Here is a 22,863-nt window from a genome sequence, read left to right on the forward strand (position 1 = left end):
TCCTTATACCTGCGCTTGAGAAAAGTGAACATTGGTAAAGCGGTATAGGTAGTGTGGACCACCCGCTTTTGGACCCGTTCCAGATAGACCTTGACCACCGAATGGCTGCACGCCAACCACGGCACCGACTTGGTCACGGTTGATGTAGCAGTTGCCCACGCGAACGTGTTTCTCAATCCAGCGATAAGTGGTTTCGTTACGGCTATGGATGCCCATAGTCAGGCCAAAGCCAGTTTGGTTTATCTGTTCAACCACTTGTGCCAATTCGCTCGCTTTGTAGCGAACAATATGCAGCACAGGGCCAAACTGCTCTTCTGTTAGGCAGCTAATATCATTGATTTCAAAGGCACTTGGTGGCACGAAGTCACCATGTTTGCAATCATCACTCAAGGTCAGCTGAGCAACACGCTTCTGCGTTTGAGTCATGTTCTCAAGGTGAGCCATCAGCTTCTGTTTCGCGTTGGTATCAATCACAGGGCCGACGTCGGTTTTGTGTAGATGAGGAACACCGACACTCAACTCGTTCATCGCACCTTGAATAAGTGCTACCACGCGATCCGCGATATCCTCTTGAATGTACAGCACGCGCAGCGCTGAACAACGTTGACCAGCAGAAGCAAAAGCAGAACGAATAACATCACGAACTACCTGTTCTGGAAGCGCTGTACTGTCGACGATCATCGCATTCTGGCCGCCCGTTTCCGCAATAAATGGAACTGGCTTAGCCGTGCGACTTGCCAATGACACATTGATACGTTGAGCGGTTGGCGTTGAGCCTGTAAACGCTACACCAGCGATTGCATCGTGGCTTGTTAGCGCGCTACCGATTTCTGCACCGCGACCCGGTAGAAGCTGAATTGTGCCTGCCGGGAAGCCTGCTTGTTGCATTAATTCAACCGCGCGAGCCGCAATCAAACTGGTTTGCTCTGCTGGTTTCGCAACCACAGTGTTACCTGCAACCAATGCCGCTGTGATTTGACCAAGGAAGATCGCCAGTGGGAAGTTCCAAGGGCTGATACATACAAACACACCACGGCCTTGGCGAGATGCCAAACGAACTTGACCATCAAAGCCTTTCAGTTCGAATTCTTGTAGGTTGTCAGCTTGTTTTGCGTAGTAACGACAGAAGTCGACCGCTTCACGCACTTCATCAATACTGTCGTGAATCGTCTTACCCGCTTCTTGGTGACAGATTGCCACCAGCTCAGCAAGGTTCTCTTCCATCAAGTCAGCCAGCTTCTCAAGAGCCGCAGCTTTAACTTCAACAGAAGTCGCATTCCAATCTGCGAACGCTGCATCTGCGCCGCTGATCGCTTTGGAAACATGATCAAGGTTTGCGAAAGCCACCTGACCAACATTGATACGACGATCGTAAGGTGCTGTTACTTGCTCAACATTCTGATCAGCCTTGATCATGCTTTCGGCAAGAGCTTCGCCGTTGATGATCGGGCCAGCCGTCCACTGTTTATCTAAGAAGCCTTTTACCTGCTCCTCAAAACTGTGCGCTTCACTTTCGATATCAATGTTGACACCGTAAGAGTTTTTACGCTCTGGGAACACAGATGGTGGCAGTGGAATCTTAGTGTTGTTCAGCGTATCGAACGCCAGAAGCATATCCACTGGGTGTTGCGTCAACTCTGTCACAGGGCAGCGTGCATCCACCAAGCGGTGTACAAATGAGCTGTTCGCACCATTTTCTAGCAGACGACGAACTAGGTAAGGAAGTAGATCCTTGTGGCTACCCACTGGTGCGTATATACGCACTGACTGTTGGTATGCTTCCATCGCGTGGTTGTATAGAGAATCACCCATACCGTGCAGGCGTTGGAATTCAAAGTCTTTATGATCTGCCATTACAGCAATAGCAGACACAGTGTGCGCGTTGTGGCTCGCAAACTGCGGGAAGATGTTGCCACGAACGCTTGGGCTCAGTAGGTAGCGTGCACAGGCTAGGTAAGCAACATCCGTCGCTTCTTTGCGTGTGTAAACTGGGTAGTTATCAAAGCCAGCTTGTTGCGACCATTTGATTTCGCTATCCCAGTACGCACCTTTTACCAAGCGCAGTGGGATCAGATCGCCCTGCTCTTTTGCTAAGCGGTTCAGCCATACCAATACCGGAAGTGCACGCTTAGAGTAAGCTTGGATTACTAGGCCAAACTTGCCCCAGCCTTTCACAAGTTCGCTGCGGTAAAGTTTCTCAAACAGTTTTAGAGAAAGCTCTAAACGGTCCGCTTCTTCGGCATCGATGGTAATCGCAACATCAAGCTCGATCGCGCGACGCAGTAGTTGCTCTAGCGTGTCGCAAAGCTCTGTCAGTACACGCTCTTCATTCGCTACTTCGTAACGTGGGTGCAATGCAGAAAGCTTGATAGATACTGATGGCGCAGGGCTAGATTTTGATGAGACATAAGTGTCTCGACCTACGGCTTCAATCGCCATTAGGTAATCTTTGAAGTACTTGTTTGCGTCTGCAGTCGTCAGTGCCGCTTCACCTAGCATGTCGTATGAATAGGTAAAGCCTTTGTCGCGCATAGGTTTGCCATTCTTTTGTGCCTCAGCGATGCTGCGACCCAATACAAACTGATGACCCATTACCTTCATCGCTTGGTGCATCGCTTTACGAATTACCGGCTCAGAAAGCTTGTTTACTAGACGGTTTACCGCCTGAGTTGGGCTCTGCTCATTTGATGAAAGACCCACAACCTTACCCGTCAGCATCAAACCCCATGTGGATGCATTCACAAACACAGAGTCAGAGTTTTTCAGGTGAGATTTCCAGTCAGCAACGCTGAGCTTGTCACGAATTAGAGCATCAGCGGTCGCTGAATCAGGGATACGCATTAACGCTTCTGCAAGACACATCAACAAAATGCCCTCTTGCGTATCTAGGCTGTATTCAAGCAGCAGTGCATCGATCATTTGAATCGACGTCTTATCTGCGCGAATGGCTTCGATCAGCGAGGTTGTCTTGTCTGTGATTTGTTGCTTTTCAGACTCAGAAGGCGTAGCTAGCGGCAGAAGTTGCTCTAGCCATTGGGTTTCATCCACCATATATAATGGTGAGATAAGCGACCACAGCTCACCAAGCGATTGCTCGTTGAACTCTGGTTTTAACACATCAGTAGCTGTAAACATGCGTTTTCCTTAATCTCACACCCGAACAAAAAACGTCCGAGATTTCTACAATGGCTGCAGTGTATTGAGAGTATATAAGGAATACTTGTCAAAAACTCCGAGTTTTTTGCTAAAAACTGGGTTTATTAACAAAACAAAAACATCATCACATATGAAACTTCAAACGAATGTGCCGTTTTGTTTCACTATTTAACAGTTATTTGCTTTTTGTATTGAGATGGTGACATCCCTTGAAGGCGGGAAAAAGTATGGGTAAATGCAGACTGACCAGAGAAGCCTGCCAGCTCTGCTACCTGACCAAGGCTGAGGTTGCCTTGCTCAATTAAACGGCGAGCGCGGTCGATTCGCTTACCTAATACGTACTGGTGTGGAGTGATGCCCATCTGCTCTTTAAACAGCATATGGAACTGACTCTCACCTAAGAACACGCTACCAGCCAATTGCGCCACTGAGATCTTATTTGCTAAATGCTGTTCGATGTAGCGATCCAGCGCCTCAAGATCAAAGCGTGATTCTTTTACGGATGTTTCAAATTCAGAGATATGGCGTTGCAACAGCGCGATCACTGTGTCATTACAGGCGCGACTTAATAGTAGATCGTCAGGACTGGCTTGCATCTCCTGAACCAACATATGTATTAGCTTTTGGATCTGCCCGTCCAACTGGAAGTAAACGTTAGATGACGCAAGCTGATTGATCTTCTCTAACATCAATGGGTCATCATTACTTGGCATAGGCATGTTCAGCACTAAGATATCAGACTGCCCCACCACGCCACCGAAAGCATGATCAGAGCACGCCGTTACCACACAGCCTTGACCGGGGCCGACCAGATTACCTTTGCCGCTCACCTCAAACTCGGCTTGGCCTTTCAATCCAATCACCACCTGCGAATACTGATGCTCGTGACAATCCATGTGAGATGGCAGGGTCACGATCTCAGCGGGGCGAGGACCTGATAAGCCTAGCGGTGAAAGATCGAGATTGGGCATGATGGGTAATTTTGGCATGTCGAAACAGTTTTGATAGTTAGAGATCCGGAATAATACTCTGATTTTAGCCCAAGATGAATTTGTAAATGATCATGAGAGTCATTTAGCACAAGCCTTCGCTACACGATCATTATTGCGATCACGGTGATCATGCCTCCGGAAAGATGATCAAGAGTGTATAAACTACGGTCGATGTAAAACCAATTTTATTAAGCGCTCCGAATGGTGAGGACTGGGCGATACATTGATTGTTTCAATCCTCGTACAGCGACTCACAATCCTGAGTGATTGAGGGAATTCCCCCCTTTTGCAAACACGGAGCAAGGAGTAAATTGATTCACAGAGTAGTAAGTCACTCTGGGTATCTTACTGATACCTCAGGTTAATTTGCATGACCCTCGTGAGTTAATCTGAAATCTTCTACACGTCGACAAGGCAGATCTTGTCTTTGGCCAGCCCGTCTTCAGGCTGGCTTTTTTTTGCGTCTCATATCGTCAATAGCTAACGCTCTCTCCCTTGTTTACTCGTACAGCCTTGATCATCGTTCCCTTGATCATCGTTTCACACGCCGCCCGCTAATTTACAATACAGCGTTATAAGAAACTGATATCATTAACTTAGTTCCGAAACTGAGATAATATTTTGTCGAAAACACTTAACTCAATACAACGCTCTCTTTTTGAACAGTTGCCGGGCTGCTGGGGGTGCAAAGATACTAACTCCACCTTTGTGTACGCAAACCAAGCCTATAACCAACTGATCGGTTTGACCGACAATCAAAACTGCGCAGGTTTGACAGACTTCGATATGCCAAGCCAAACAACGGAATGTGCGCAAGACTTTAGAGCACAAGACAAATACGTGATGGAAACACGTAAGACATTAAAAATACTCGATATTCATCCTTATCCAGATGGCCGTTGGCACGCGCACATTTTTACCAAGACCCCTTGGCTCGATGACGATGGACAGGTGCAGGGAACGATATTTTATGGTCAAGAATTAACCGACACCGCCATCTTAGAGGTCGGTCACTGGGTTTGCCAAGCCACCAGCACCAAGTTGTGTGACGGTTCAATAGCTGGCGCAGAGCCAAGGCAGTCAAAACTCAATAAAAAGCTCACCTCCCGTGAATCTGAGGTGCTGTTTTTATTGCTGTTTGGGAAAAAGCCGCAATACATTGCACAAACCCTGTCGATTTCGATCAAAACCGTAGAAGGGCACGTTGCCCGACTCAAGCAGAAGTTCGATGCCAACAGTAAGAGTCAGTTGATTGAGTTTGCTTTGGAGTCTGGGCTTGGCTCCGTTATTCCTGAGAGTCTGCTCAATCGCCAGATCTCGGTGGTGCTGCACAGCGAAGTGACCACTAGCACTCAGCGATAGCTCTGAGCCATAGTTCTGAACACTCTATGTGATTCGCTACAGACGATAGCCTCAAGGGTTCTCGCTCGACAAACAAAAACACCGCGTCAGTCTCACTAGATTACACGCGGTGTTTTAGTATTTGGCATTCAACAAATTTGATGCGTTTGATTCAGCTATGGCGCGAGACGGTCGATATCCCAACGATTCTCTTGGCGAGAAAATAGGAAGCGGTCGTGCAGACGGTGTTCACCACCCTGCCAGAACTCAATGCTGTCGACACGAACACGGAAACCACCCCAAAAACTTGGCACTGGGATTTCACCCTTGGCAAACTTCTGTTTTAGCTCTAGGTATTTACCTTCCAAGATGCCACGAGCAGAAATACGACTACTTTGTTTACTCGCGATAGCAGCCAGTTGGCTCTCTTTCGGGCGTGAAGAGAAATACTTCATGTTCTCTACCGCTGTAAGCTTCTCTGCAGTACCTGTAATGTGAACTTGGCGCTCTAACGGATGCCACGGGAAGTGAAGGCTGATTTTGCTGTTATGTTCTAACTGCTGTGCCTTACGGCTTCCTAGGTTGGTATAGAAAACGAAACCTTGTTTATCGACGTTCTTAAGCAACACGATACGCTGAAAAGGTTGACCATCCTTATCCACCGTAGCTACCGTCATCGCAGTCGGATCGGTAAGCTTGGCTTCAATTGCCTGCTCTAGCCACAGGTTAAATTGATCGACGGGATCGGCAGCTAAGTCTTTGCGTCTCAATCCACCCTGAGCATATTCACGGCGAATATCTTTCAGTTCCATTTCGTTGCTCCTTTTCATTTTTTTGTGATTCTGCGCTTTCGCATAACGAAATACAAGCCCGTGATAGCCGTTTGTGCTGGCTATTGGGCTCGGTGTTACCAAGATCTCGGTACTCTGATAGTCATGTTGTTAATCTATATACACTTTCAATCGGATCTGAGTTCACCTTGGCCAACAAAATAACCCGTTTTCTGACCCCTTCTGTTATCGCTTCACTACTTCTAGGTGCCGCTGGACTCGCCGCGACGCATCTGTTGGCGGAGCAGTATCAACAGCGATTAGTTCGCGAGCAACTTGAAGAGGCGGCCAATAAAGCCAATCTCCAACTGGATTCCGAGCTGGCCAAATTCAAGCAGGTCCCAGCCATACTGAGCCACGATCCAAGAATATTGGGCTACTTTTCAAAGCAAACTACCGCGCAGCAACTCAACTTATTACTCGAAGATTGGGCAAGCCAAAGCCTGGCGGATACCATCTACATTCATGACGACAGTGGTACCGTGGTTGCCTCAAGTAACTATCAAGATCCAAAGACCTTCGTGGGCGAGAACTTTGCGTTTCGTCCTTACTTCAGCCAAGCGATCAATGGTGATAAATCTCAATACGTAGGCCTAGGTGCACGCTCAAACGTTCGCGGTTATTTTCTCTCTTCCCCACTCTACGTTGCAGAGGAAATCGTTGGTGTGTTGACCGTTAAAGTCAGCCTAGAGAACATTGAAGCGATTTTGACCAGTGATGGCTTTGATATTGTCGTGCTCGACAACAACCAAGTGGTGTTTCTCTCTAGCCAACCCCAATGGCTGTACCACTCTTTGCAACCACTGAGCTTAATTCAACAACAACAGATCGCGCAGCAACGTCAATATGGGTTGGACCAAATCACTCTGATTGATGATTTCCTTGCTCTGTCACAGCCCGTTAGCGAATTACCCAGCAAGCAGTTGAGCCAAATGGGCAGGTTTAATGTCTACCCTGCCACAACTAGCAGTCAGCAATACCAAGTTGTGGCGCTCAAGGGGCGAGAGACAGAGCTCAAGAAAGTGACGCAGATAGACGCGATATTCTTGGTGATCTACAGCCTAGTATTGCTGATCGCTTGGTCTTGGCGTCAAACCTACAAAGCGAAAGTGGCACTCACAACGCTCAATCATAAACTGGAAGAGACCGTTAACAAGCGCACGCTCTACCTTCAGCAGTCGAACCAACAGTTGCAACAGACCATTCATCAATACCAAGAGTCCCAAAGCAAGCTCAAGCAGACTGAGCAAGAACTCACACAGACGGCCAAACTCGCGGTATTAGGTGAACTCTCAGCCAGCATTAACCATGAAATAAACCAACCGCTCGCAGCCCTGCGAACCTACAGTGAGAACAGCCTCAAGCTGCTAGAAATGGGACGTACCGATATGGTGAAGGGCAATCTAGATAAGATGCTGGCTCTCAATATGTCAATCACCGACATCATCGCTCGACTTAAAGTCTTTACCCGCAAGGTCACTAAGCAAGAGAACCACACGGCAAATCTGCATCAAGCGGTCAATAACGCGACTGGCATCTTGAGTGCCCTGTTGATCAAGCAAGGCATAACGTTGCGTATGACTTCTATTAGTGACGACATTCAGATTTCGATTCACCCAACCGAGTTAGAGCAGGTATTGGTTAATTTGATTCATAACGCCGCGCAAGCACTGAACCAGCAGCCGAGCCCGCAGATTGGCTTAGAGTGGCGATTGGAATCTCAAACTTGTGTACTTGATATTTGGGACAACGGCGTCGGGCTGCCTGAATCAAAACTCTCTCAGTTGTTTGACCCCTTTTTTACCACCAAACCGGAAGGGCTAGGGCTTGGACTGTCGATCTCTAAGCGGATTATTGAAGCGTATCACGGCAGTATCACCGCAACCCGCCGCGAGCCTTGTGGCATGGTATTCTCGCTGCGAATCCCGTTACAGACCGTCACCTCGGATACCAGCCCAGAGCATACGGCTGACGAGAATAACCAAAACACCGATTAAAGGTGTAGTTGAACACAACCCATTATTGAAACAAGGAATGTGGCTTTGAAAACCATGCCAGCACTCTACTTTATTGACGATGAACCCGCGATTCGTGACTCTGTTGAGCAAGCCATGCTCATAGAGGGCATTGAGATTCGTTGCTTTCCCAACGCGGTAGAAGCACTCAAACAGATCCCTTTGACCCAAGCTGGCGTGGTGATCACCGACATCCATATGCCTGTTATGGACGGTATTCAATTTACCGAACAACTTTTAAAACACAATCCGCACTTTCAAGTGATTGTATTGACCGGACACGGAGATGTTCAGACCGCTGTCACCGCAATGAAAGTGGGAGCCTGCGACTTCCTTGAGAAGCCTTTTGTTGTCGATGCCTTGATGACGGCCATTCACAAAGCCGCGGACAAGCTCGCACTGGTTGAAGAAAACAATCTCCTGCGAAAAGAGTTAGCGATGCAGACGCACGTGGGCCCCAAGTTGATCGGTCAATCGCCCTCTATGGTGAACCTAAGACGCGATCTGATTACGCTCGATCTCAGCAAAGACCCGATGATCATCTTTAAAGGTGAAGTCGGCACGGGCAAGCGGATTACCGCTCAATACACCCACGACCTGCACAGCAACCAGCGAGGGGAACTCTACCCTGTTGCCGCGTTCAATCTACCTAAATCCGATCAAGAGACGTTTTGCGACTATCTCTACCAGTTGTGCAATAAACATCGTGGCGGAACTCTCTATATCCATGAAACAGAAGTATTAATTTCTCAGCAATGGGCTTGGCTCACGCAAGTAAAATCAAAGTTACTTCATGAAAATGCATGCAATTCAAATGCAACTTGTATCATTATCGCATCCACCGTTGTACCCGCTACAATTAAAGGGGAGTTTCGTCAATTCGACCTTCTGCCACTAGCGCAAAGGACCGAAGATATTGGCTCACTGTTTAAGCACTTTGCGCGAGGTGCGGCCAGCCGTTATCAGTTACCACCGCCGATCATCACCAAACGAGATATCGAGCGGCTGATTGCGAAACCTTGGCCAGAGAATGTTCGTCAACTGCGTCAGGAAGCAGAGCTACGAGTGCTCACCCAAGTAAAACAGCCAGAGGAACAAGAAGAGAATCACGATTCAGAAGATAGCGCCTCAGGAACGGCCATTAAACAGCTCTCTTTAAGCGAACGAACGGATAACTTTGAGCAGATCATTTTGATAGAAGCCTTACACCGTCACCAAGGCATGCTTAAAGAGGTGCAACAAGAGCTACAAGTGTCTCGTAAGACCTTATATGACAAGCTGCGTAAACACCAATTAGACAAAACCGATTTTAAAAATCGATAATTTGATAAATATATATAAATACAACGCTTTATGGGAACAAAATCTTAACATTTCTTAAAACTAAGAATACACTCAATAGGCTTGCACTAAATTTCGCAGACAAGGATTGTTATGAGCCAGAAAAGTTACAACAAGCTGAACGATACCGAGCTCGACTACGTCGATGATAAAACAGCGGCGTTGCTACTCAACACGCCAACCAGTGCGCGGATAATGCTGTGGGTTATCGTTCTGTTCTTTGTTGCTGCGATCGGCTGGGCCGCTTGGGCAGAGATAGACAAAGTGACTGTTGGCCAAGGTAAGGTGATCCCCTCTTCTCAGATTCAAGTGGTACAGAACCTCGAAGGTGGTCTGGTAAAAGAGATCTTGGTTAAAGAAGGCCAACAGGTTCAAAAAGGTCAGCAACTGCTTCTTATCGATGACACCCGTTTTCGTTCGGACTTCCGCGAACGCGAACAACAAGTCGCCAACTTAACAGCAAACGTGTTGATGCTTTCCGCATCACTAACCAGTGTGGTGATCGACGAAAACTTCTCTGTCGAAAATTGGCAAAAGAGTGTGATCCTCAATTACGGAAAACTGGCTTTCCCTCCACAATTTATCGAACGTCAACCCGACTTAATCCAACGCCAAAAAGCCGAATACCGACAAGATCTTAATAACCTACGTAACCAACTGTCTGTATTTGAACAACAAGTTGAACAGAAACAACAAGACCTAGTCGAGGTTCAAGCGCGAGTAGCCAACCTACGCGAGAGCTACCGTTTTGCGCGCAAAGAGCTCGATATCACCAAGCCGTTGGCTGACGAGGGCGTGGTTCCGCGTATCGAGCTGCTAAAACTTCAAAGACAAGTGAACGACACGCGTCGTGAACTCACCTCTAGCGAACTGAAAATCCCAGTCCTGCGTTCGGCCATTAAAGAGTCGATGCTTAGCCGAGTCGATGCAGCACTGAATTTCCGCTCGGAACAACAAGAGAAACTCAATCAAGCGCAAGACAAACTCTCGGCACTGACCGAATCTGCCGTCGGTTTAGAAGATAGAGTAAACCGAACTGTGGTTATCTCGCCAGTGACAGGTACGGTGAAGACGTTAGGCATCAATACCGTGGGTGGTGTTATTCAGCCGGGTATGGACATTGTTGAGATCGTACCAACCGAAGATTCATTGCTGGTCGAAGCCAAAATCGCCCCGCAAGACATCGCCTTCCTACGCCCTGAGCTTACTGCCATTGTTAAGTTCAGCGCCTATGACTTCACCAAATATGGTGGTCTTGAAGGAGTATTGGAGCACATCAGTGCTGATACCACCCAAGATGAAGAGGGCAACAGTTTCTATATCGTGCGTGTTCGAACTGAAAAATACAGCTTCGGGCAAAATGAAGAGTTGCCGATCATCCCGGGTATGACGGCATCGGTCGACATTATTACTGGTAAAAGAACCGTACTGGATTACATGTTGAAGCCAATATTAAGTGCTCAGAACAACGCGTTGAAAGAGTAAGGGTGTGTGATGTTTTTCCCTTTCAACCTAGATGTTAGTCAAAGCCACAAGGCCGTTCGATGATGAAATCACGTGCTGCCATTGTACTGTTGGCAATGACCTCTTTTGCATCGTTTGCACTGAATACCACGGAACAGCGCTGGGTGAATGCCGTCTCGCAAACCTATGGTGATAGAGCGGCTAAGCGAGTTGAGACATGGCGATCCTATATTGCGCAGTTCAAAACGCAGAGTGACGCTCAGAAGCTGGAATCCGTCAATCGCTTCTTTAACCAACTCTACTTTGTTGACGACATTGTTCTGTGGGGAAAGAAAGATTACTGGGCAACACCACTGGAGTTCTTGGGCAGTAACGCCGGCGATTGTGAAGACTTCACCATCGCGAAGTACTTTTCCTTGCTGGAGCTGGGCGTGCCCGACAAGAAACTGAGATTGGTCTACGTCAAAGCCCTAGAGCTAAATCAGTTCCATATGGTACTGGCCTACTACTCCACACCGAGTGCGGAGCCGGTCATTTTAGACAATTTGAATCCAGAAATTAAACGAGCGTCAACGCGCAGAGACTTACTACCGGTATACAGCTTTAACGGTAAAAACCTATGGCTTATGAAGTCTTCGGCAGGAAACGGACAGCTTGCAGGTAAATCATCCAGATTGAGCTTGTGGAACGATCTTCGTTCACGCGAGCGCTCTCTAAAATTAAACAAACCCATTATCAATTACGATGAGTAGGTACAATGACTTTATATAAACAGCTTGTAGTCGGGATGGTTGCGGTCTTTATATTACTGATGACGTCAGTATTTATGATCGAATTTAATACCACTCGAGGCCACCTAGAAGCGCAGCAGCGCTCAGAGGTAAGCAATACCATCAATACCGTTGGTTTGGCTTTGGCTCCTTATCTTGAGGACAAAGATCCAATCGCCGTTGAATCGGTCATCAATGCGCTGTTTGATGGCAGCTCGTATTCAGTGGTGCGCCTCATCTTCCTTGATAGTGGCGACGACATTTTACGCTCTTACCCGATCAAACCCAGTACCGTACCTAGCTGGTTCACATCGCTGAACTTGTTTGAGCCTATTCACGACCGCCGTGTCATCACCAGTGGTTGGATGCAGCTCGCTGAGGTGGAAATTGTCAGTCACCCCGGCCCTGCCTATGCCCAACTTTGGCAATCATTTACTCGCTTAACGACTGTATTTGCTTTGATTTTTACCATCGGGCTGCTGGCTATCTCGTGGATAGTTAAACGCTCTCTGAAGCCACTGAACCTGATCATCGCCAAGATGGACCAAATTGCGAAAAACCAGTTTGGTGAACCGCTTGCGAGACCAAAAACCAAAGACCTGATTATGGTCGTGGACGGCATCAACCACATGTCGACCCAAGTTGAACAAGCCTTTAAAAACCAAGCACAGGAAGCACAACGACTGCGTGAGCGTGCCTATATCGATCCCGTGTCACAACTGGGTAATCGTGCTTACTATATGTCACAGCTTAACCAGTGGTTGGCTGAATCGAGTGTTGGTGGTTTGGCTGTTCTTCAGGCGCAATTCATCGCCGACGAATACGAAGATAAAGGCTACCAAGAGGGCGACGCGCTCGTGCATGACTTGGCTGAGCATCTGCAAGCCTCTATCTCATCACCCGATCTTACAATGGCTCGTATCTCAAAAGATGAGTTCGGCTTTATCTTGCCAAACATTGATGAGAGCGAGCTGAAGCTAATCGCTGACAGCATTGTTAATTGTGTACAAGGGCTAGGTTCCGACCCAACAGGCACCGCTCACGCTAGTATTTCGCTGGGTGTGACGCACAGTAGCCAAAGCAAGACCAGCACTGAAATCATGTCGTTGGTGGATAACGCCCTATCTATCGCCAAAGCAAACCGCGAGATGACTTACGGTTACATCACGGCCGATGACCACGGCGCGGTAATGGGTAAACAACAATGGCGTACGCTGGTAGAAGAAGCGATCATCAATGATCTGTTCACCTTCCGTTTGCAAGCGGCCAACAACAGTTTCGGTAAGACCTTCCACCAAGAGGTGTTCTCTGCCATCGAAAAAGACGGGGTTCGCTACAGTGCCGCTCAATACCTATATGCACTTGAGCAACTTGGTGCTAGCCACGAGCTAGACCAATACGTTATCGAGAAAATGATCGAGAAACTTCACGCTAAAGAGATCACGACACCAGTGGCGATCAACATCTCGGCGAGCAGTATCTCAGAGCCAAGCTTCATCCGTTGGGTTGGAGAAACACTCAGCAAGAATTCATCGATTTCACACATGCTGCACTTTGAGATCCCAGAGAATTGCTTTGTGAATGAACCACACTACACGGCACTGCTATGTAATGCGATTCGCAACACCGACGCGGTATTTGGTGTTGATAACTACGGTCGTAACTTCCAGTCTCTGGAATACATCAATGAGTTCCGCCCAGGCTACGTTAAGCTGGATTACCTCTACACCCACAATCTGGATGATGAGAAACAGAAATTTACCCTGACGTCGATCTCACGTACGGCGCACAACTTGGGTATTACCACCATCGCCTCACGTATCGAGACTCAAACGCAGCTTGATACATTGTCAGACAACTACGTTGAAGTGTTCCAAGGCTTCATCGTAGATAAGTAGCAGTAAGGTGGTTATTTAATGCAAGATCCATTACTCAATTCGCTGATATACGTCAGCCGCTATTACGGTCTGGCGAACTCTCCAGAGGCGCTCATTAATGGGTTGCCTCTCGCGGATGGTAAGCTGACCCCTTTCCTATTCCCTCGCTCTGCAGAGCGTGCAGGGTTAGTGGCGAAAGAGAACCGCTCCGACTTAGAGAGCATTCCGGAGCTGATTCTGCCAGCGGTACTGCTGCTCAAGCAGGGTGAAGCGTGTGTACTCAACCGCATCGATTTTGAAAAGCAAGAAGCGGAAATCATTACAGCCGAAAGCGGCATGGTGCCGATCCTCATTCCACTGGGAGAGCTGAAAGATCAATTTATTGGTCGCTACTTCTTAGTTAAGAAACAGTTCCGTTACGACGAGCGCTCACCAGAGATCCTCAAAACCCGTCAAGGACACTGGTTTTGGGGCACCATTTGGGAATCGAAAAAGATCTACCGCGACGTACTGATCGCCTCGATTCTAATTAACTTGTTTGCTATCGCTGCACCAATGTTCACCCGCTTAGTCTACGACAAAGTGGTCCCTAACCTCGCCTTTGAAACGCTATGGGTATTGGCAAGTGGTATCTTTGTGGTGTTTCTCTTTGATCTGCTGCTCAAACTTATGCGCAGTTACTTTATCGATATTGCGGGCAAAAAATCTGACATCCTAATCTCCTCAAAGCTGTTTAGTAAAGTGCTCGGGATTCGTATGGAGGCTAAGCCTGCATCCGTCGGTGCCTTTGCGAAAAACCTGCAAGAGTTTGAATCAATCCGAGAGTTCTTTACTTCCGCAACGATTGGATCTTTGATTGACCTTCCTTTCGCGCTCCTCTTCCTCACCCTTATTTGGCTGATGGCTGGCGATCTGGTGTACGTTCCTATCGTCGGTGTAGTGATACTGGTTATCTACGCATTCCTGATTCAAGGTCCACTGCGTCGCACAATTGAAGAGGGCTCACGCCTTGCTTCGCAAAAATACGCCAACCTGATTGAGAGCCTAGCCGGTCTTGAAACCGTTAAGCTATTCAGCGCTCAGAGTCAGTTCCAGTTCCGCTGGGAAGAAGCGGTGGCGCACATGGCAAACTGGAATATTAAGAGTCGTAGAATCACCGACAGCATTCAAAACACCGCTGGTTTTGTGCAACAGAGTACCAATGTCGGCATGATCATCTTTGGTGTTTACCTGATTGCTGAGGGTGACCTTACTATGGGTGGTTTGATTGCTGCGACTATGTTGAGTGGCCGCGCGATTGGCCCGTTGGTTCAGCTCTCTATTCTGTCGACTCGTTACAACCAAGCGAAGTCATCAATGACCTTGATTGAGCAAGTCATGGAGATGCCTGATGAGCAAGAAGAGGGCAAACGCTACATTCACCGCCCTATCATTCAAGGACATATTGCGCTTGATAAGGTGACCTTCCACTATCCAGATTCCCCTATTGCGTCGGTGCGTGACCTTAGCCTAACCATAACACCGGGCGAAAAGGTGGCGATCATCGGTCGTATTGGTTCGGGTAAGACAACACTAGAACGTCTGATTATGGGCCTGTACAAGCCGACAGAGGGTCATGTGCGTATTGATGATACCGATATGGAGCAACTACATCATGTCGACGTACGCCGCAATATAGGCTGTGTACCGCAAGACAGTAACTTGTTCTATGGCTCGGTTCGCGACAACATTACTTTGGGTCGTCCATTGGTGGATGATCGCGACGTCATGGACGCAGCTAACCGAGCAGGCGTGACCAACTTTACTCAGCAAGATCCTGCAGGCTTAGAGCGCCAAGTCGGTGAAGGCGGTGGTTTACTATCAGGTGGTCAACGTCAGGCCGTGGCTATTGCTCGTGCTTTCTTAGGTCGCCCACCTGTACTGCTGATGGATGAACCAACCAGTGCGATGGATAATCGCTCAGAAATGCACATCAAGCACCAATTGAACCAGCTATTACCGAGCGAAACGCTTATCCTGATCACCCACAAAACCTCAATGTTAGACGTTGTAGACCGAGTGATTGTGATGGAGAAAGGCTGCATCATTGCCGATGGTCCGAAAGCCAAAGTACTGTCTGATCTTAAGCAAGGCAAAGTGAGAGCAGTCAGCTAGGTTGATACTAGAACACGCTTTCACACTAAACGTAAAAAGGAGCCACTGGCTCCTTTTTTTATTCTGGTTACTTGATGACAAGAAGAGAGTAGTTAGACGATTACAGCTGCTCTCCAATGTCCTCTTTTTCCATTTTAAACGAACACTGAATCTCGTATTGGTTAAAGGAGAATACGCTACCGCCGTGAGTACGTTTAGTTGTCACGGTTTCGTCACCAAACTGAATCGTCACGCGAGTATAGACCTTCTCATGCGCCTCAACCGTGCACTCTTCAAGTAAGGTATCAAACTCCGCTTCAAGATTATCAATCTGCTGCTTGGTCGATTCTATCGCTTGGTTGTTCTGCTCTCTCATCGATTCAATGCGCTGCGCCTCTTCGTCACTGCGCTCTGCCTTGGGTCTTTTCTTAAACTCCAGCTCTTGGCGAATCACATCCATGGTTTTCTCTTGAGCGGTCTTGTAGACATCTCTAAGCTCACTCATCTTCAGCTTGTAACCGTCGTAGCGGGCAAAACAGTGGACCTTAGTGGCGGTATCACCCTCAACACCGAGGAACACGCACTCTACCTTGCCACCTACTTTGGCTTCACCGCCACTAAGCGTACCGTGCTTCTTCATGCCATCAACCACAATCAAATCATGACCGCAGCGAATTTCATTACTCATGCTGTGTACCGTCAATCGGATATCTGTTCCAGCTTGCAGCTCAGAATATTGAGCATAGCTCGCTTCGATTGAGCCCTTAGTGAGAACTTTACAGCTTTTACACTCACCCTCTTTCACAGTGTGGCCGATAATGCCTTTCGCCACTTTAATGTCGCCCTGCGCCTGCACTTCGGCAGATTCAATGAAACCGCCAACCGTCACGCTTCCGGTTGCCTTCACCACCATGCCAGGGTCAATGTTGCCAGAAACAAATACATTACCTTTAAACTTAACGTGGCCGGTAGCCACGCTAACGCTATTCAGACACAATGCCTCATCGACCTCGATGGTGCGTTCTTTAATAAGTGGCAATCCAGAACAGTTGGCAACGAGAAGATTGGGATCATCAGAAGAAATAGACGTGCCCTTTCCAGGCTTGAGTAGGCTGTCTTTTCCAGGAAGTGGTGGAATGAGTTTCCCTTGAACGGTGAAACCTGCAGTTCCCTTGGTCGCGGGCGTTCGCCTCATCACCGGGTCATTTTCACCAACGGTAATGGTTTCCCCAAGATCGCGCATGTCGATCTTGCCGGACTCTTTGCTGCGAGGTTTGAGCACTTGACGTGTGATGTCAGGAACAAGAGGCTCAAACTTAGCGTCTTTACCTTTCACTGGCTGTTTGCCTTGAGCGACCACTTGTGTGAATTTATCACCCGCCTGTAGCTTGTTACTCATTACGAGTACCTTTTTTAGGGCGAGTTTATTAATACCTTTGGTGATGTGTGCCTGAGCCAGTGCATGAACAATTTCCGCGCCTCTTAGCCCACGCCCTGCATAAGCACCAGTAACCGTGATACTGGCAAGCATCTCGTCGTCAGACAACTCGACAACCATACTTGCATTACGCATCTCTGCCACAGTTACGCCTTCATAGGCTTCACCTTTGCCCTCTCTTGCTAGGTTAACAAAGCGTATAACTTCATCTTCTAAAGGGAAGAATTGACTGGCTTGCAACTTCTTCAGTGACTCAGGTAACTCCTTTTGATCAAAGCTTCCATCCACGACAAAGCCTGATTGCAACCGAGCGATCACTTCCTTTCCATCTTCAGACAATGTAACTATGTTGTCCCACATACGACTGCCACTTCCTTAGCAAAAGAGTATGAATTCAGTTTATAGAAGATACTGTTTTGTGAACATACTCCTTTTTCAATAACAAGGGATAAGTCACTTTACTGAATATTTTCTCAATATTGAGCTACTACACTTCAATTCGCAACTTATTGACTTAACGCATTAAATCAACCTGAATGACTTTAGCAAAGACCAATTATGTGGCCGCAACAAGTCCACCACAAAAATTTTATTCTGAAATCAGGTTTGGTGTGACGAGCTCAATTTTCGAGTATTTCAAGCTGTTGGAAAAAGGCAAGAACGAAAGAAGTTCGACTTGTTGGTGAATGAAGAGAGACGAGAGACGAGAGACCGGAGACGAGAGCTGAGTTTACAGTGTAAATTGAGTCATGGTTGAGTTTACACTGTAAATCGATAAATGAATGAAATTACGATGAGAGCCTATTTACACTGTAAATTAGGATTTAGACCTAACTCACTGATAACGAGTTCGAGGTCTTTTCTCAGTGAAGCTTCCGTTTGCTTACGTCCAGTAAAGTTGGTCAGCTCGCTGCACTCGCTCCATGATTTCTTTTGTAACACCTTCCAGATAATTAAGTCAGAGACTCGGCGCAACTGGTCGCGGTTCAACTCGAAGATCATATTCTCAAACATAAAACCAACACTATCGAATCCGTTGCCACCGAGTATGTAGTGATTCAACATTGCAAGGTTTTGTTGTGAGACAGTTTGGCAAGACAGAGATGCCAACAACGAACGAACAATAGAAGCCTCAAGTTCATTGTACGAAGTAGAAATCAGATAACGGAAACTGGAATTGAAATGCGACTTACCTTGTTCGAGCCAAACCTGAGACGACTTGGTTAAGGCTCTACACATGAGTAGAGAATGGCACCCACTCGCTTGGTCACGCTGGTGGCCGAGGTGCATTGGCTCAAATCCATTACTGAACCAGAAATCAACCAACTCATCCGTTGCGCCAAAACTAGTCGCCAAATAATCGAAGTGACCTGCTGATTGAACCAAATGCGTCATCATCTGATGACCGTAGCCTTGCCCTTGAATATCCGGATGAACAGCGATTCTCATGATTCTGAGACACGTTTGCTCGGCAGCCAAAGGGATGCCTAAGTGGTTAGCAATAAGCGCCGGAGCCAAATGCCCACGAGGTCGACGTTTACCCAACTGAATGTCTTCAATCATATTAGGTTGCAATCCACCCTCTTCGACCACCAATACACACCCCAAACATCTCTTTTCGACGAACAGAGCATGAAGCGACATTTGTGGATTATCGAGCAACTGAATCAAATCATTTGGCGATGTTTGATAATGAGCGCTAACCAATAATCCAAAGCACTGGTCAAGTATGTAAGGATTATCAAGCAAAGCTTGCTTGTCGAACTGATGCCAAGTGGTACTACTGGTTTGAAGGTTTTCAGGTAGTGCTTCAATATCTGAATTAAGTAAGAACGTCTCAAACAACCACTCTTCTAGCGGATCACCAACACTCCAACGTATCGGCTGTTCAAGTTTAAATGAGCGCCAGTTAGGACGATGCTGAGATAACCACTTTTCAAACTTAAGACCAAAGCCTCGTCCACTGCCTTCATACCCGTGTACAGTAGTCGAAAAAACCATGCGGTGGTAGCGCTCTACCATACGCTTCAACATTGGAAGAGGAATCGCCGCCGCTTCATCCACTAAAAGCAGGTCGCAATCGGGTTGCGTTCTTAGCAGTTCATCTGGCGCAATAAAAACAATGTTACTCTGTTCGTGTACCAAGGTATGGCGGTTTAACATCGTTGAATGAGGTAATTGCTTCAAAGCATGTTCAAACAATGGTTGTACAGCTTTTACATTAGGAGCGGTAACGACAATGGTCACCGCCTTTTTAACCTGAATAATCTTGGCAGAAGCCATGCCCAATGCCGAGCTCTTACCGCGTCCGCGATCTGCAGTCAAAACCAATGGACGTTTCCGGTGACCAAACATCACCTTTTGAATCGCCTCAATGGCGTGACTTTGTTGTTCATACTGATCAACACAATGTTCAACTTCTACCATTTGAGGCAGTTGTGACATCAACTGCTCAAGGTTTTGCGGCGACATATCTTGAGACAAACCATACAGCTTATCGAACTGACGTTTAATCCAGAGTTCAGAGAAAGTGGATTTATCCAAAGTCGTCGTATCGCTCTGCTTGTGTGGAAGAACCAAAAGCACCCCACCCCCAACCAAAGCACCCAACGCAGCCGTAAAACTATTGGCATCAAACGCATTTCTAAAGTCACAGATCAACACTTGGCACTCTTGCCCTAGTAGGTGCTGGCCTTTATTGAAAGGGATTGTTTGCGTGCCGGGTACTTCCAATTCACCGAGAACGTAGGCAGCAGAGTTAGCTTTGTTTTTGAGATAAGATTGAATCTCTTGAGATTGCCACTCCACATCGCCGGTGAGAACAACACCATAGCGATGGTTATGATGAATAGCAGTAGTAGAGAGTTGCGTTAAGAAAGGGAGAGTTGTCATAAATTGTGTCCAGATTGGTCTACACACAGTTTATCACAGGTAAAGAAAAAGCCGCATCAAGCGGCTTTTAATTGGAATGGTGAGAGCGTTAGTTTAGCTTTGATTGAACGAAAGCCAAAATCTCTTCCATGGTCGCGTCATCAACCTTTTTAAGGTTCAATGCTAGGTTAGCACCCTTACGGCTGTATGAAGCACGGCCTTTAATTAGCTCAACCTTAGGAGTCGCTTTTTTTGCTGGCGCTGGTGCAAGTTCAGAAATCCAATTCTCTAGTGTTTCTGTCACGTCTTTTGTTAGACGAGTGACACCTTGCGCTTCACTACGCTGCCATACAAAACCATCAGTCGCATCGCATTTCGTCAGCAAGTTTTGTTGCTGTTCTGCATTAAGTGAACCAAATTGCTTGTGAAGTTTTACGATGGTTGGACGACCTAAGTCACTCACATTTGGATACGCTTGAAGCAGCTCTAGCGGAAGCGATGCCGCTTTCAAAGCGCCACTCACTAATGCTTCACTACACTGGAACATTTTAGCCAGCGCTTTTTGGTCTTCAGCTTCACCTTTATCTAGCTTCGCTTGCATCTCTTTGCCTTTCTCATAAAGAGACAGTGGCTTGTGCGCATTCGCTACATCAGAAAGGAACTTAGCGTGTTCACTGTTGATGTCTTCAGCGACATAGATAAGAAACTCTTTGTCAGCAAGAATACAAGACATACGACGACGGCTACCGTCTAAGACTTCAATCTTACCGTCTTTGTTCTTACGACCTACAGCTGGGTACTGCTGACCACGCTCTTTAAGTGTGGTTAAAACGTCTGAAAGTGCGTGTTCGTTTAGGAAAGATTGCTCACGTGCATTCTCTTCGAATACGACGGTTTGCGTTGCAACTTGATCAGCAGGAATACGTACTAGCTCAAAAGACACCATTTCTTCACCAGCAACAGCAAGTTCAATCACTTGAGCTTGCTCTTTTGCTGCTGTTTGAGCTTCTTGAGGAGTTGCTACTCGGCGCTTGTTTGCTTTACCAAATAGCTTTGCATTTAAGTCGGATGTTTTAATTGCCATGTTGATTATCCCTGATTAAGTGAAGACCAGTTGCTGTGTAGTACACGTTCTAATTCAAGTGCACTCTTCTGTACTGCATCTTGAGCAACCGCTAGCGTCTTTTTACCGCCTTCAAAATCGCTTGTCGTTAAGTCAAAAACCGTGCTGTAAGTATCTGCGCAGGTTTCAAATGCGCGGCTACGAGGAATGGTAGCCATCATAACTTGGTCATTCAGCAGGTAGTTCATCTCGGTCAAGACAGAGACTTGTTTCTTGTTGTCATCTTCAAACATCGTCGGCATCAAGCGAATGAACTCAAGCCCTTTCCAATCATCAGGGAACATCTCATAAACCGTTGGTAGATGCTGGAAAAAGTTAACCGTCGATGCCCAGTCAAGACGCTTAGCCGCACATGGGATCAGTAACGCGTTCGACGCGTACATTGCATTCCATACCAACGGGTCAACGTGAGGACCGGTATCAATCATGATCACGTCGAAGTCATCAGCGATTTTGTCAATCAGCTTCTCTTTGAGTAGACGAACAATATCGAGAGACTGATCTTGAGATAGGCTCTGCCACGCTTCTGCGTTAAACATCGCATCTTCTGGGAATGCTGAAACGGTTTTAAGGTTCGGGTATTGGGTCGGAAGCAGTACATTTTTATGTAGGAATTCCGAGTCGACTTCTTGGCCTTCTGGTACGTTATCTAACATGATATCGACAGCTGAGTAAATGCTGTCGTGCTCTGCCCCACTGATTTGTGGGTTTAAGAAAAGACGCAGTGAACCCTGTGGGTCAAGGTCGATAAGACAAATACGGTAACGTTTATCCAAGTTCAGTGATAAGCAAGCCGCTAGGTGAACCGCAGTCATAGATTTACCTGTACCACCTTTTTGGTTCTGTACGTTGATAATCCAAGGTTTATTGTCTGCGTGTTTCTTACGTTCGTGGAACTTATCCACGCCCGCAGCGTCCATCAGCATGTGTGCTTCAGTAAGAGAAATCGAATAGTGATTAGCGTTATTTTTCGTGAACTGGTGGCCTTCCGCTTCCAGTTTAGTGATCGCATCATCCAATTTACGACGAGTAAGACCTGAGCGTGTCTCCATCATCGCCTTAGACATTGGAGGAAAATGCTCGTCACTTCGCTCTTCCAAGATGATCTCAATTCGGTCAGCCTGAACTTGTTGAGTCTGTTCGGCTAGCTGATAGAGCTTATCAATCGTTTGTTCTCTTTTCATTGCCAATTTCCGTAATGGTTAACTTAGTAGAAATTGTACAGCAATTAACAACAAATCCAACAAAAACATGAACATTCATTTATGAGTGAAATCACATAAAATTGATTGCCTGTAATGTTTTCTGTGTTACGCAGCAGTGACAGGTGAACAAAAAATGACTAAAAACAACCGCTGTAATGCGGCACATTCTTCGATAAATTTAAAGTGTTACATTGTCACTAATTTACAATGTAAATGAATTTTACCCCTTTTTCGTCGGAACGATTGAAATTCAAGCACAGATTACGGTGAATGTGATTTCGATTGAAAAACAGGTTCTGAGGTTCTG

14 protein-coding genes are annotated in these 22,863 nt (G+C 46.9%); 7 read left to right on the top strand and 7 right to left on the bottom strand.

Annotated elements, in window-relative coordinates:
* Positions 1–3: 3 nt before the first annotated feature.
* Positions 4–3,135: a bifunctional proline dehydrogenase/L-glutamate gamma-semialdehyde dehydrogenase PutA gene (putA, locus tag KI655_RS06340; RefSeq protein WP_285402795.1), complete on the bottom strand. Its 3,132-nt coding sequence runs from the start codon at positions 3,133–3,135 to the stop codon at positions 4–6.
* Positions 3,136–3,320: 185 nt separating this feature from the next.
* Positions 3,321–4,145, bottom strand: a complete 825-nt coding sequence (locus tag KI655_RS06345) for an AraC family transcriptional regulator (protein WP_285402796.1) — start codon at positions 4,143–4,145, stop codon at positions 3,321–3,323.
* A gap of 624 nt (positions 4,146–4,769) precedes the next feature.
* On the opposite strand from KI655_RS06345, the gene KI655_RS06350 reads away from it, so the two are divergent.
* Complete coding sequence (locus KI655_RS06350) at positions 4,770–5,510, top strand: helix-turn-helix transcriptional regulator (protein WP_285402798.1); 741 nt, start codon at positions 4,770–4,772, stop codon at positions 5,508–5,510.
* Positions 5,511–5,665: 155 nt separating this feature from the next.
* Here KI655_RS06350 and pdxH read toward each other — a convergent pair whose 3' ends face one another.
* A complete protein-coding gene (gene pdxH / locus KI655_RS06355; RefSeq protein WP_285402800.1) occupies positions 5,666–6,301 on the bottom strand; it encodes a pyridoxamine 5'-phosphate oxidase in 636 nt (211 codons plus the stop codon).
* A gap of 167 nt (positions 6,302–6,468) precedes the next feature.
* Between pdxH and KI655_RS06360 the strand changes: the two genes are divergently transcribed.
* The 6 genes from KI655_RS06360 to KI655_RS06385 all read left to right on the top strand — a co-directional run bounded on the left by KI655_RS06360 (position 6,469) and on the right by KI655_RS06385 (position 15,940).
* Positions 6,469–8,316, top strand: a complete 1,848-nt coding sequence (locus KI655_RS06360; RefSeq protein ID WP_285402802.1) for an ATP-binding protein — start codon at positions 6,469–6,471, stop codon at positions 8,314–8,316.
* Between the two features lie 54 nt (positions 8,317–8,370).
* Entirely contained in the window at positions 8,371–9,657 is a 1,287-nt protein-coding gene (locus tag KI655_RS06365; protein ID WP_285402829.1) for a sigma-54 dependent transcriptional regulator, read from the top strand.
* Positions 9,658–9,768: 111 nt separating this feature from the next.
* Positions 9,769–11,160: an HlyD family type I secretion periplasmic adaptor subunit gene (locus KI655_RS06370; RefSeq protein ID WP_285402804.1), complete on the top strand. Its 1,392-nt coding sequence runs from the start codon at positions 9,769–9,771 to the stop codon at positions 11,158–11,160.
* Between the two features lie 62 nt (positions 11,161–11,222).
* Complete coding sequence (locus KI655_RS06375) at positions 11,223–11,891, top strand: transglutaminase-like cysteine peptidase (RefSeq protein WP_285402831.1); 669 nt, start codon at positions 11,223–11,225, stop codon at positions 11,889–11,891.
* 5 nt (positions 11,892–11,896) lie between these two features.
* Positions 11,897–13,807 (top strand): EAL domain-containing protein, encoded by a 1,911-nt coding sequence (locus KI655_RS06380; RefSeq protein ID WP_285402805.1) that lies wholly within the window; start codon positions 11,897–11,899, stop codon positions 13,805–13,807.
* A gap of 18 nt (positions 13,808–13,825) precedes the next feature.
* Positions 13,826–15,940 carry a type I secretion system permease/ATPase gene (locus KI655_RS06385; protein WP_285402807.1) on the top strand — a complete coding sequence of 705 codons (2,115 nt, stop codon included), beginning with the start codon at positions 13,826–13,828 and terminating at the stop codon, positions 15,938–15,940.
* Positions 15,941–16,040: 100 nt separating this feature from the next.
* Here KI655_RS06385 and KI655_RS06390 read toward each other — a convergent pair whose 3' ends face one another.
* The 4 genes from KI655_RS06390 to KI655_RS06405 all read right to left on the bottom strand — a co-directional run bounded on the left by KI655_RS06390 (position 16,041) and on the right by KI655_RS06405 (position 22,535).
* On the bottom strand, positions 16,041–17,717 hold the full coding sequence (locus KI655_RS06390; RefSeq protein ID WP_285402809.1) for a DUF342 domain-containing protein: 1,677 nt from the start codon (positions 17,715–17,717) through the stop codon (positions 16,041–16,043).
* A 441-nt stretch (positions 17,718–18,158) separates the two neighbouring features.
* Complete coding sequence (locus KI655_RS06395) at positions 18,159–20,249, bottom strand: tRNA(Met) cytidine acetyltransferase TmcA (protein WP_285402811.1); 2,091 nt, start codon at positions 20,247–20,249, stop codon at positions 18,159–18,161.
* 88 nt (positions 20,250–20,337) lie between these two features.
* Entirely contained in the window at positions 20,338–21,312 is a 975-nt protein-coding gene (locus tag KI655_RS06400; RefSeq protein WP_285402813.1) for a ParB/RepB/Spo0J family partition protein, read from the bottom strand.
* 5 nt (positions 21,313–21,317) lie between these two features.
* The gene (locus KI655_RS06405; RefSeq protein ID WP_285402816.1) at positions 21,318–22,535 is read right to left on the bottom strand and encodes a ParA family protein; all 1,218 of its coding nucleotides are present in this window, start codon (positions 22,533–22,535) and stop codon (positions 21,318–21,320) included.
* Positions 22,536–22,863: the final 328 nt, after the last annotated feature.

The sequence above is a fragment of the Vibrio sp. D404a genome (genome assembly GCF_030248535.1).
Classification (GTDB): Bacteria; Pseudomonadota; Gammaproteobacteria; order Enterobacterales; family Vibrionaceae; genus Vibrio.

What these genes read in the sequence shown, in the direction of transcription:
- KI655_RS06405 (WP_285402816.1), bottom strand. Translation starts at nt 22,535, where the DNA reads ATGAAAAGAGAACAAACGATTGATAAGCTCTATCAGCTAGCCGAACAG.
- KI655_RS06385 (WP_285402807.1), top strand. Translation starts at nt 13,826, where the DNA reads ATGCAAGATCCATTACTCAATTCGCTGATATACGTCAGCCGCTATTAC.
- KI655_RS06345 (WP_285402796.1), bottom strand. Translation starts at nt 4,145, where the DNA reads ATGCCAAAATTACCCATCATGCCCAATCTCGATCTTTCACCGCTAGGC.
- KI655_RS06365 (WP_285402829.1), top strand. Translation starts at nt 8,371, where the DNA reads ATGCCAGCACTCTACTTTATTGACGATGAACCCGCGATTCGTGACTCT.
- KI655_RS06395 (WP_285402811.1), bottom strand. Translation starts at nt 20,249, where the DNA reads ATGACAACTCTCCCTTTCTTAACGCAACTCTCTACTACTGCTATTCAT.
- pdxH (WP_285402800.1), bottom strand. Translation starts at nt 6,301, where the DNA reads ATGGAACTGAAAGATATTCGCCGTGAATATGCTCAGGGTGGATTGAGA.
- putA (WP_285402795.1), bottom strand. Translation starts at nt 3,135, where the DNA reads ATGTTTACAGCTACTGATGTGTTAAAACCAGAGTTCAACGAGCAATCG.
- KI655_RS06400 (WP_285402813.1), bottom strand. Translation starts at nt 21,312, where the DNA reads ATGGCAATTAAAACATCCGACTTAAATGCAAAGCTATTTGGTAAAGCA.
- KI655_RS06375 (WP_285402831.1), top strand. Translation starts at nt 11,223, where the DNA reads ATGAAATCACGTGCTGCCATTGTACTGTTGGCAATGACCTCTTTTGCA.
- KI655_RS06370 (WP_285402804.1), top strand. Translation starts at nt 9,769, where the DNA reads ATGAGCCAGAAAAGTTACAACAAGCTGAACGATACCGAGCTCGACTAC.
- KI655_RS06380 (WP_285402805.1), top strand. Translation starts at nt 11,897, where the DNA reads ATGACTTTATATAAACAGCTTGTAGTCGGGATGGTTGCGGTCTTTATA.
- KI655_RS06390 (WP_285402809.1), bottom strand. Translation starts at nt 17,717, where the DNA reads ATGTGGGACAACATAGTTACATTGTCTGAAGATGGAAAGGAAGTGATC.